Genomic DNA, 11,596 nt, shown 5'->3' on the forward strand with positions numbered 1-11,596 from the left:
TGCCTTATTATGGAATATACACATACACTGTGTCATCCCCGCCCAGATTCAGATTATAGTCCTCCAGACTAATAGCCTTACCTGTGGAATATATAAGAATGGTCCGATGACTCAAATAGGTATTATTGGAAGATAAACGCGCCAAAAGAGGTTCAAAACTCTTATTTTCCACAGAATACCTGGAAATGTTCCAAGAACGGAACGACGGACTCCAGGGGGGATCGGAGAACCGTCCGTCCAGGTCATAAGCCGTCTTAGGAAACTCCCCTCTTTCAATAGACGAAAGTAGATCCGACTCTTCTTTTTCTGTAAAATTCCCAGATCCGTAGGGATAAGCCAATGTCGGCAAAGCGATTTTCTGTCCCACATAGTCTGAAAGGATTCTATTGCTTTCACGGATCTCCCAAAGGAAGGCATCATGGGTCAGATTCTCCCGGAAGGTATGAGTCAGGCTATGATACCCCAGATGAAACTCTCTCATTGCATAACGGATTTTATCCCTGACAACAGGAGTTCCTTCGTAGGGGAACCCCGGATTTGCCAATCCGCCTAGCTGCCTGAAAGGCACGGCATCAAAAGAAATATAAAAAGTCAGGTTGTAATGACCTCTAGTCTTTTGAAAGTACCGGGTGAAGATAGATGCCAAACAGTCAGGATCCAATTCCCAGCGATTGGGATTCCCCCTCCCATAGGCCGCAAGAGTGTTTTCATCCCATAAAAGCTGAGTAGCCCCAGCATCATCCGCTCCCAAAACCACGGGACGCATCCCCGAAGGAACAGAAGAAAAATCACCATTGGCAAACTCATGGTCTGAAATGGGATAATACTTATACTTTATCAGAGAAGCCATGAGGTGATGCACTCTGGGAAGAGACAATTCATACAATTCTTCATCACCAATTCGGTGAAAACAAAGGACAGGGATTTGCCCTTCGGATTTCCTGGGAAACAGAATTGTAACACCCTCATTACGTACAACCTGAGGAGATTTATAATCTAGATTTTCAAGGAGAAAAGATTCAGGTTCCTTCTCTTTCAGGGAACGGACAAAGACAAGTCGGACGGGATTCCCCTCCCGATCCATCTGAATCCGATAAAGATTACCGCCGGTCCTTGCACTCAGGGACAGCGAGCTCATGAGGAGAAAAAAAATGAAAAAAACAGAGAAGAGACAGGTTCTTGAGATCAAGTGCTGACAAATCTCCTAAAGAGAAGAGAGTGCCTGAGCAGCCTGTTGGCCCACAGAAGATGAAGGTATCAGTTTTTGAGCCTCTTGAAAAGCTGTTTTGGCATCCTGCTTTTGACCGCTACCCAGATAAGCGGTTCCTTTCAAAAAAAGAATCTGCTGTTTTTCATCCGCATTCAATGACTCTTCCTGCCCTTCAAATCCATGGATAAGATTGAGAGCATCCGTATACGCCAGAGAACGAATGAAAAGATCACTCATCCTGATCACATAGGCTCCCTGAAATTCCATCTCCAGATCCTTCATTTCTATATCCTGAAGGCTGCGGGCATAGGAGCGTTTCTGGCCTAGTGCGTCGTAGCAGACGGCACTGAAAAACAGGCAGTTTTGATCTTCAAAAAAATCCCACCCCTCTTCAAAGTTAATGAGGGCTTCATCTAAGTCACCCTGATTTAAAGAATCCAAACCGGCATTGAGATAAGTAAAAGCATCTTCCATACCCGTAGAATCTGAGACTGAGGCCTGGGCACCGCGGACACCCATGGTTGCCTCATGCTGCCATTTCTCATTCCCAGAACTGAGGGTCAGTTTCTTTTTGAGATCCAGAGATGTTGTGGCCACAGAGGCACTCCCCCTCATCAGTTCTTTGACCTCATAGGTTCCATCACGGGTAAGAGAAACGACTGAATCACCGATAAGAAGCTCGGCATATCCGTCTTCGGAAAGTTTGAGTCTGGCAGTATCGGAAATATCATCACCAATCCAGACCTCCTCCCAGCCACCGGCACTCTGCACTTCGAGTATGCCCTCAAGATAATCAACAGAAGTCTCGGCAAAGGTTGTATATGAAAGGCAAAGAAATGCAATTGATAAGAGTAATATACTTCTAAACATAGAATAGCCTCCTTAAGGCATAAAGTATGATACGACTCCATTATACCTTCATTTTAGGAATTTTACATTTCACAAGGACGGACAAACAAGAATATACTGGATTTTATGATCTGGATTGGATGGGGCGAACAGTCTATAATGCCGAGAAACTGAATATAAAAATTGATGTGAGGGTTTTGGATGGCAGACGATAAAAAAGTTATTTACTCCATGGTGGGAGTCAGTAAGAGTCACAACCAGAAAGTGGTTCTCAAAGATATATATCTCTCTTATTTTTACGGAGCGAAAATAGGGGTCCTGGGTTTGAACGGCTCTGGAAAAAGTACCTTACTCCGTATCCTGGCAGGAGTCGATCAGGACTTTACAGGCGAAACGGTCCTATCCGATGGCTTTACAATAGGATACCTGGAACAGGAACCCCAACTCGATCCCGACAAGACTGTCCGTCAAGTCGTTGAAGAAGGGGCCCAGGAAACGGTGGATCTCCTCAAGGAATATGACGACATTAACGCCCGCTTCGGTGAAGAGATGAGCGATGAAGAAATGAATGCACTCCTTGAAAAGCAGGGAAAAGTACAGGACAGACTGGAGGCTCTGGATGGGTGGGAACTGGATTCCCGTCTGGAATTAGCCATGGATGCCCTGCGATGCCCTCCCGAAGATCAACTGACAGCCGTTCTATCAGGTGGAGAAAAACGAAGAGTGGCCTTGTGCCGCCTTCTTTTGAAAAAACCGGATATTCTTCTTTTGGACGAGCCGACCAACCATCTGGATGCCGAATCCGTCGCCTGGCTGGAACACCACCTCCAGCGATATGAAGGCACGATCATAGCGGTCACCCATGACCGTTATTTCCTGGATAATGTAGCCGGGTGGATTCTGGAACTCGACAGAGGACAGGGAATTCCCTGGAAAGGAAACTACTCATCCTGGTTGGATCAGAAACAGAAACGCATGCTTCTTGAAGAGAAAAAGGAATCAGAGCGGCAAAAAACACTTAAAAGAGAGCTGGAATGGATACAGATGAGTCCTAAGGGCCGGCATGCCAAATCTAAAGCCCGTATCAGCTCCTATGAATCTCTTTTAAATCAGGAAGCCAGCAGCTCAGGGAATGAATTGCAGCTCTTTATCCCACCCGGTCCACGTCTGGGAAATGTAGTCATTGAGGCAGATAACATAAGCAAGGGCTTTGGAGACCGTATACTCTATGAGAATCTAAGCTTCAAACTCCCACCTGGCGGTATTGTAGGAATCATCGGTGCCAATGGTGCGGGTAAAACAACCCTCTTCAGAATGATTACGGGAGAAGAAACACCGGATCAGGGAAGTATTAAAGTGGGAGAAACTGTCAGACTGGCCTATGTGGAACAGACAAGACAGAATCTGGATCCTGAAAAATCCGTTTGGGAACAGATCTCAGATGGACTGGATATCATTAAACTTGGAAAAAGAGAGATGAACTCCCGGGCTTTTGTATCTCAATTTAATTTCTTGGGAGCAGACCAGCAGAAAAAAGTGGGAGTCCTCTCCGGAGGTGAACGGAACAGAATAAACTTGGCCATGATGCTCAAAGAAGAAGCGAATGTTCTCCTCTTGGACGAACCGACAAACGACCTTGATGTGAACACGATTCGGGCACTAGAAGACGGTCTTTTAAACTTTGCAGGATGCGCCGTTGTGATCAGCCATGACAGGTGGTTCCTGGATAGAGTAGCCACCCATATTCTGGCTTTTGAAGGAGACAGTGCGGCATTCTGGTTTGAAGGTAACTTCAGCGAGTATGAAGAAAACAAGAAAAAGCGACTGGGAATCGATGCGGATCAGCCCCACAGAATAAAATATAGAAATCTGACAAGAGACTGATTCTTTTTCATTCCCTGGATAAGCAAGTTGAAAATAAAAACCTCCCAGATGGGAGGTTTTTTCATGCAGGTGGAAAAAGCTGAATATTTAGAGACTAACTTTTTAAACTTCCTGCCTGCCGTGAACGGTTTACTTTCTCCATGGTCTTAAAGTATTCAGCGTTCTTTTTGACTTCCCGAATATCTTCGATGAAGAATTTATTATCTACAATCTTAAATTTCTTATTATCCATCAATTTCCGTAATGCCTGAGCACCGGCTTCTTTTGTAAGACCCACAATATTCACCAGCTCTTTAGGACCATAAGGATAGGAGTAAGATCGTTTGGCCTCAGGGTCGATACGGTTCTTTTCCAGTTCCAAAAGGAGAGTGTCATACATTCGCCCCGTGGGATCTCCGATCATAGTATTTTCAAGCTGTTTGTAAATGGACCAGATGCGTTCGGCCAATAAAACGGTCAGCCTGGAGATAATCTTGGGTTGTTCAACGACCATGCTTTTGAAGTTGGATCTGTTCACAGCCATTAGAACCGCAGTCTCATGGGCAATAGCCGATGCTGACCGGGGTTTATTCTCCAAGAGAGCCATTTCACCGAAGATATCCCCCGGTTTAAGGAGGGCCAGCATAACCTCATTGTTATCAACAATTTTGGTGATTCTGATACTACCCTTTTGAATGATGTACAACTCCGGCCCAAACTCGGCTTCACTAAAGACCATGGTATCCTTGGGATATTGGCGTATGAACTCATTGGACTTTTCAACATCCAAATAAGCCACAGTGGCATAGGGTTTGATTTTTTCCATTTTGATGCGGGCTTCTTTGACATGATCACCCTGGGGACAGTGTTTCAAGTATTGATAATAAGAGTAGTAGGCCTGATTATACTGATTCTGTTTGATGTAGTACTCAGCAACATTGAACAGATGGGGCGGTTCAATCTCGGCAGAACTTTTGAATGTCATCCGGGTCAGTGCTTCATCCAGCATACGGACCTTCTTGGAAAATCCATTGATGATCTTCATGGCGACCGGAGTATTCCGTTCTATCAACAGGGAGTATTGGTCTTTTCGGACAGAAATGAGAGTCACATCCGTCAGCGCCCGGGCCGTTTCGAGGTGATTATGAGAAGCCATTGTTGAAACTACACCGAAAAAATCACCGGGTTTGAAGATTTCACCCCCAGATTCTTCCTCGATCTCAAATTCCTTTCCACAATGAACATGACCGGTTCTTATGATGTAAAACTGCTCGGTCTGTTTCCCTTCGACTGTGATATAGGCGCCTTTCTTAAAACTGACTAGACCTAACTGCAGTGGGTTATTCATCCCTACTCCCGTAAACACTATTGGCTGAAACAGGCGGGAATACATTCCCGCCGTGAATTTTCTGATTCTAGATTATTTATATATCGGAAAATCCTCACATAAAGATTGAACCTTTTTACCGATTTCGTCAATTTTATTTTTTTCGCCGCCACTTTTTAGAATGGCACAGACATAGTCTGCGATCATTTCCATTTCTTTTTCCTTCATGCCCCTGGAGGTTACTGCCGGAGATCCGATCCGTACTCCTGAAGTAATAAAGGGACTCTTCTGATCAAATGGAATGGCATTTTTATTCACTGTGATTTGTGCCAGATCCAGCCAGGCTTCTGCTTCCTTGCCGCTGACACCAAGGGGAGTCAAATCGACAAGCATGAGATGATTATCAGTTCCACCGGAGACGATTCTCACACCACCGGCTTCCAATGCTTTGGCTAGAGCAGCCGCATTTTTAACAACTTGCTGCTGGTATACTTTAAAATCTGGCTGAAGGGCTTCTTTGAATGCAACTGCTTTTGCTGCAATGATATGCATCAAAGGTCCACCCTGCATTCCTGGAAAGATCGCCCCATTTACAATCTCAGACCAGTTCTTAACTCGACCGGATTTAGCTGCCACAATACCAAGATCATTTTCACCGTCTTTTCCCATGAGGATCATTCCACCCCGGGGGCCCCTCAGTGTCTTATGAGTTGTGGTGGTTGTAAAGTGGGAGTCCTTCAGAGGTGAAGGATGGCAGTCTGCGGCGACAAGTCCGGCAATATGAGCCATGTCTGTCATCAAATAGGCACCGACTTCATCCGCAATGGATCTGAATTTTTTAAAATCAAGAACTCTAGGATAGGCAGAGGCTCCTGCAACAATCATTTTGGGTTTGCACTCTTTTGCCGTCTTGAGAAGCTCATCATAATCAATTGTTTCTGTTTCTTTATCCACACCATAACTTACAATATTGTAGAGTTGGCCCGAAAAATTGACTGGAGAACCATGGGTGAGATGCCCTCCATGTGACAAATTCATTCCCAGGACAGTGTCTCCAGGCTTACATACAGAAAAGTAGACTCCCATATTTGCCTGGCTTCCCGAATGGGGCTGTACATTGACATATTCACAGTCGAAGAGTTCTTTTGCTCTGGCTACCGCCAGATTTTCAGCTTCATCAACAAACTCACATCCACCGTAATATCTTTTTCCGGAATATCCTTCAGCATACTTGTTTGTCAAAACAGACCCTGCAGCTTCCAATACAGCCTTGGAAACAATATTTTCCGAAGCAATAAGCTCCAGATTACCCTTCTGTCTGTTCAGTTCACGACCCATGGCTGCAAACAGCTCCGGATCAAAGTTCTGTAATTCAGTCATCCACCCAACTCCTCATTTAATATACTCTCGAGAACAATATCCCGTTCATTGGCTTTCAATAACATGGCCCTGGTGATTATTCAATTAAGGCCTAAGGAATTAAGTTCCTCTTGCCCTACCAGCGCCAAAACATGGCCCTGGTGATTATTCAATTAAGGCCTAAGGAATTAAGTTCCTCTTGCCCTACCAGCGCCAAAACATGGCCCTGGTGATTATTCAATTAAGGCCTAAGGGTATTATAGCAATATCCTTGTAGATTATGGAACAGCTATCCAGGTTTCCCAGCCATTCTGCATAAAGACTTTGACGACTGTAATCACAAAGAGCATTAAGGCGGCTTTTATCATAGAGAGGCATGTACTCCTGTTTGCCCTTTGAAAAGGCAATATGACCCGCATCAAGGGCTCCCCAGCCCGCTAATGACTCTTCTTCCCCCAGCCAGGGGGCCAGAACACCATCAGCCGCAGCGGGATCGGCAGGAAACCAGCCAAACTCCGGTAGATAGACTTCCACCCAGTGGTGAGTAATGCCGGTTGATCCATCTGGCGGCAGCCAGATCCCCGAGACAATCCGGGAAGGAATCTCAACAGACCGGCTCAAAGAAACCAAAAGAGACGCATACCCAAGAGAATCTGTTTTCCTCGTCTGAAGCCATTGATCAGGGTCCCTTGCAGGGTTTTCAAGATCCGGTTCCATTTTCCAGACAACATAATCAAACAGAAGCTCTGCCTTTTTGTAGGGATTCACCTCTCTTTTAATGACAGCTAATGCGGTCCTTCTGAAATCTGAGGAAGGAAGTTCTGCTGTGTCTTCCAGCCAGGGTTCAAGCATGGACTGGTTCTTGTACCCATGAGGAATCTCATTCCCATCCAGTTCATAACGAAGATCCCTGAGTTCCAGCTCATAAACACGCCGCAGCTGCCGTTTTTCGCCGCTTTCTAGCTCGTTGAGAATGAGAAGAGAATCATCCGTGCCATAGCTGGAATCAAGGGCCAGAATCTGTTGCCCCGGATTCAGCTGTATCTCAGGAATTCTAAGAGCCAAGGCATTCCCTGGAAAAGCAGCGATGTGAGAGATGTCCACGTCCTGTTGAATTTTAATATTTTGAGATTCACCCAGCACAAGTTCCGCTTTTGATAGAACATCAATCCTCACTGGATTGCTGTAGCCCGAAGCCGTATGGAGGTAAAGTGGCCCGCTTTGGGCCTGTTCCGGAAGAAAAAACGATACAACATCATCTTCCCAGCTGTAGATATGACTCTCAGGAACCCCTAGAAAATGTTCTTCATCGGGAAGATCAAGTACACTCTCAGGAGCTTCTCCAGAAAGACTCACAAGAATACGGCTATTTTTTTTCCGCATTCCCATCTTATCCCCTTTTAGGATAACAAGATCTCCGGGGAAAAAGCTTCTGTCATTGATACCGGCCAGGTAGGGCTTTCCCGGAAGGAATGCACCGGAAGAGAGGTCCGGAACCCTTTCGGAAAGGATGAACAGGGCTCCATTACTTCTGCCTCCTGTTGTTTCAACAGAAATGAGTCCGGAGCTATTTATGGGAGGGACTCTGACTTTCAGAGTATCTTCTGACCAGGACTCGATGAAGGAGGCGGTGAGAGGACTTTTATCCAGAAAAACTCTAGATTTCCCTCTGTTCGCACCAAAATGCTGTCCATTGAGAACAATAAGATCTCCGGGACTGACCCTGGATGGCTCTATAGAAAAAATAACCGGCTGTGTTCTGGAAACAGACAGGCTTGCCGCATAGAGTAATACAATCAGAGCAAAAAGTGCCCCCGGTATGAAATGATTTATGAGAATTTTTTTATTCATGAATTATCCTTGAGGAGCCATCAGTTCCCTTTATTTTCTACATCGGGAACGGTCTCTCCTGCAAGAGTCTTTTCTATCAGATAGGGATAGATCTTCAAGATCATCTCGATATGAATCTGGTTTGGATTTTTCAGATCTTCAAGTTTCCCAAGGGGGTAAAAATAGATCGTTTCATCGTAATCCAAAGGTATACTTTTCATGCTGGTAAAATACCTGAGATTCTCAGGACTCGTCTCCGTGGCGGCTTCTTTTAGCCATATTTCACTCTGAGCCACCAGGATCAGACCGCCAGGTGTCTTTCTGTAGGGAGTAAAGTGGACTGAAAGTCTAGCCTGATCATTCTGCATGTGTATGGTTACAGGACGGCCGGGAATGGTTAGTTTTTCCAACTCGGATTGCCACATAACGTTTTGAACATCATGAAACAGTTTGGCTTGAATATGTACGGTTAAAGCCTCTTTGAGGAGCTCTTCCATATTGGCATCAGAAGGAGCAGAATCCTTCTCCTCCTGAGCCATCATTCCATTCACGAAGAACAATGAAAGAATGAGTCCGATTGTCAGTGTTTTACGCATCAACGGGATGAGCCCCCGGCAAAGCTGGCAGTGCGGATAAGCTGAGAATCCCCATGAAGTGCCAGATTCAGGTCCCCAGGCAGACTCAGACTGGATTCCTGGCTGAATAGACTGCTATCAGATTGATTGATCAGTGAAAGCATGGCTTCTATATCTTCCCCTGGAATCATCATGTCTCCAGGAGGAACTGACCATCCATCGGAGACAGCAAGAGGCATATCCATATAGCTGGCAGAAGGTCCGGGAGAACCGGACATAGAGAAACCTAAAAAGAAAGCCAAAACCGCTGCCGCCGCAGCAGCCATTGAAAAAATCGGTTTTTTTACTGCTGGTAGAAAAGAATGGACTTCTACATTTTCTTTATGCCGGATGAGCCTCTGTAGATCTTCATAACTTGTAGAGACATCAGGTTCCGTTTCAGAAAGAAGAAGATCCGACTGAGCTCTGAAGCTCTCAAGAACGGCATGACATTCTTTACAGACATGAATGTGTTCTTCAATTTTCTCTTTCCAGGGACTGGAAACCTCACCATCATAATAGGCAGACAACAATTTGTCGTCAGGGCACATAGACTTCCCCCTTATCAAGGATTTCACTCAGTTTCTGTCTGGCACGAAAGACACGTATTTTAACATTTCCTTCAGATATTTTCAGAATTTCTCCAATCTGCTTGTAGTTGAGGTTGGCGTATTCCTTTAAGGTCAGCACCACCCGCATCTTATATGGCAGCTTCATAAGCGCTTCCTGAATGAGTTTTTTTGACTCATCCTCCATAAGCCCCTTCTCACCCTGATTGATCACCTCGGGTTTGGGCTCATGATAATGTTTCTGATAAGCGTTCCTCTCCCGGCCCTTCCTCTTTTCATGATTGTAAGCCAGGTTTTTTACAACACGGATCATCCAGTACTTCGCTTGTTCTCCAGGTGGAATCTTATCCATCCGTTCATAGTAACGGACAAATGCCTCCTGGCAAAGGTCTTCACTAACTTCCGTACTGCCCGTAATCCTGTAAGCAACACGTATCAAAACAGGGTAAAAATCTTTATATGCTAGCTCAAAGTCGTCAGACACCAAGATCTACCCTCTCATCATTAAAACATGTAATCAGAAATGCTGTTACATGAAATTTCATTTTTTTTTCCATTTTGGACCGTCAGGAGAATCGATGATCTGAATTCCCTGTTCCAACAGCTGATCGCGGATTTCGTCAGACCTCTTAAAGTCTTTATTTTTACGCGCTTCCTGCCGCTCAAGAATGAGTGCTTCGATATCCTTATCAAGATTATCGGACTGATCATTGTCTTCTGGAACTTCGTCCAGTTTCAGTCCAAGGATTCTATCCATATCCATGATGAGAGTCAGTTTCTCAGCGGTAGTAAGTTCTTTATTCTTCAAAAGGCTCCAGAGATCGGCCAGGGCTCTGGGAGTATTGAGATCGGCGGCCATATGGTCCTGAAAATCCTTTAGAACAGCCTTTCCCGCCTCTGACAGAGTAGAAAGTTCTCCGGGAGTAGCCTCTTTTTTCATAATCGCAATTTTTCGAACAAGTGACTCTCTGGCGGAACGGGAGGCATCCAGGGATTCCCAAGAAAAGATCAGTTGCGAACGATAATGGCCTCCTAAAAGGAAATACCGGTAATCCAGAGGATCATAGCCCTTGTCAATTAGATCCTGTAAAGTGATAAATCCACCCTTGGATTTTGACATTTTTCCGTTTTTCATGAGAAGAAACTCATTATGAAGCCATACATTGACCCATTTGCAGCCATTGGCGGCTTCTGACTGGGCGATTTCGTTTGTATGGTGAATGGGAATATGGTCCACACCGCCGCAGTGTATATCAAAATGGGGTCCCAGGTATTTGCAGCTCATAGCCGAACACTCTATATGCCATCCGGGATAACCCTTTCCCCAGGGAGAATCCCAGGTCATGGCCTGATCCTCAAACTTGCTGTTGGTAAACCAGAGAACAAAATCGGTGTAATTCTTTTTATTTTCGTCGACAGCCACACGGGCGCCATGCTGAAGATCCTGGTTTTCAAGATTTGCCATACGGCCGTATTCTGGAAATTTTGCCGTATTAAAGTAAACATTCCCTCCAGCGACATAGGTGTATCCCTTGTCTTCCAGGGTTTTAACCATATCGATCATATCCTGGATGTGCTCGGTAGCCTTGCACACTTGAAGGGGTGTCTTAATATTCAGTCTCTGGGAATCTTTAAAAAAAGCGTCCGTAAAATGCTTGGCAATATCCCAAACCGTCATGCCCTGCTCCCGGGCACTCTTGATCATCTTATCTTCGCCATCGTCGCCGTCACCTGTAAGATGCCCCACATCTGTCACGTTCATGACATGATTGACCTTGTAGCCGGCATATTCCAGAGTCCTACGAAGAACGTCTTCATATGTATAGGCCCGCATATTACCAATATGGGCATAATTGTAAACTGTGGGTCCACAGCAATACAGTCCAACTTGTCCCTCAACAAGGGGGCGAAAGTCCTGCAGGAGCCGTCCATCCGAATTCATCAGTTTCAATTTCACAAATATACCTCACTGTGT

At 45.3% G+C, this 11,596-nt stretch carries 10 protein-coding genes; 1 reads left to right on the top strand and 9 read right to left on the bottom strand.

The window, feature by feature from the left end; translation table 11 throughout:
- Window positions 1-7 precede the first annotated feature (7 nt).
- Entirely contained in the window at window positions 8-1,138 is a 1,131-nt protein-coding gene (locus tag EXM22_RS08455) for a polysaccharide deacetylase family protein (RefSeq protein WP_149486093.1), read from the bottom strand.
- Window positions 1,139-1,204: 66 nt separating this feature from the next.
- The gene (locus EXM22_RS08460; protein WP_149486094.1) at window positions 1,205-2,080 is read right to left on the bottom strand and encodes a FecR family protein; all 876 of its coding nucleotides are present in this window, start codon (window positions 2,078-2,080) and stop codon (window positions 1,205-1,207) included.
- Window positions 2,081-2,260: 180 nt separating this feature from the next.
- On the opposite strand from EXM22_RS08460, the gene ettA reads away from it, so the two are divergent.
- Complete coding sequence (ettA, locus tag EXM22_RS08465) at window positions 2,261-3,943, top strand: energy-dependent translational throttle protein EttA (protein WP_149486095.1); 1,683 nt, start codon at window positions 2,261-2,263, stop codon at window positions 3,941-3,943.
- A 94-nt stretch (window positions 3,944-4,037) separates the two neighbouring features.
- Here the strand turns inward: ettA and EXM22_RS08470 are convergent, their stop codons facing one another.
- The 7 genes from EXM22_RS08470 to cysS all read right to left on the bottom strand — a co-directional run bounded on the left by EXM22_RS08470 (window position 4,038) and on the right by cysS (window position 11,578).
- Window positions 4,038-5,270: a Crp/Fnr family transcriptional regulator gene (locus EXM22_RS08470; protein WP_149486096.1), complete on the bottom strand. Its 1,233-nt coding sequence runs from the start codon at window positions 5,268-5,270 to the stop codon at window positions 4,038-4,040.
- A 72-nt stretch (window positions 5,271-5,342) separates the two neighbouring features.
- Window positions 5,343-6,629, bottom strand: coding sequence for a serine hydroxymethyltransferase (gene glyA, locus EXM22_RS08475; RefSeq protein WP_149486097.1), 1,287 nt, complete (start codon window positions 6,627-6,629; stop codon window positions 5,343-5,345).
- Window positions 6,630-6,845: 216 nt separating this feature from the next.
- The gene (locus tag EXM22_RS08480) at window positions 6,846-8,459 is read right to left on the bottom strand and encodes a transglutaminase domain-containing protein (protein WP_149486098.1); all 1,614 of its coding nucleotides are present in this window, start codon (window positions 8,457-8,459) and stop codon (window positions 6,846-6,848) included.
- Between the two features lie 20 nt (window positions 8,460-8,479).
- Window positions 8,480-9,037: a hypothetical protein gene (locus tag EXM22_RS08485; protein ID WP_149486099.1), complete on the bottom strand. Its 558-nt coding sequence runs from the start codon at window positions 9,035-9,037 to the stop codon at window positions 8,480-8,482.
- Window positions 9,034-9,603, bottom strand: a complete 570-nt coding sequence (locus EXM22_RS08490; RefSeq protein WP_149486100.1) for an anti-sigma factor family protein — start codon at window positions 9,601-9,603, stop codon at window positions 9,034-9,036. Before EXM22_RS08490 ends, EXM22_RS08485 begins: the two co-directional genes overlap by 4 nt.
- Window positions 9,593-10,105, bottom strand: coding sequence for an RNA polymerase sigma factor (locus tag EXM22_RS08495; RefSeq protein ID WP_246157096.1), 513 nt, complete (start codon window positions 10,103-10,105; stop codon window positions 9,593-9,595). The genes EXM22_RS08490 and EXM22_RS08495 overlap by 11 nt, the downstream gene beginning before the upstream one ends.
- Window positions 10,106-10,162: 57 nt before the next feature.
- Window positions 10,163-11,578: a cysteine--tRNA ligase gene (gene cysS, locus EXM22_RS08500; protein WP_149486102.1), complete on the bottom strand. Its 1,416-nt coding sequence runs from the start codon at window positions 11,576-11,578 to the stop codon at window positions 10,163-10,165.
- Window positions 11,579-11,596 lie beyond the last annotated feature (18 nt).

Origin of the sequence: Oceanispirochaeta crateris, from assembly GCF_008329965.1 — a bacterium.
GTDB lineage: Bacteria > Spirochaetota > Spirochaetia > DSM-2461 > DSM-2461 > Oceanispirochaeta > Oceanispirochaeta crateris.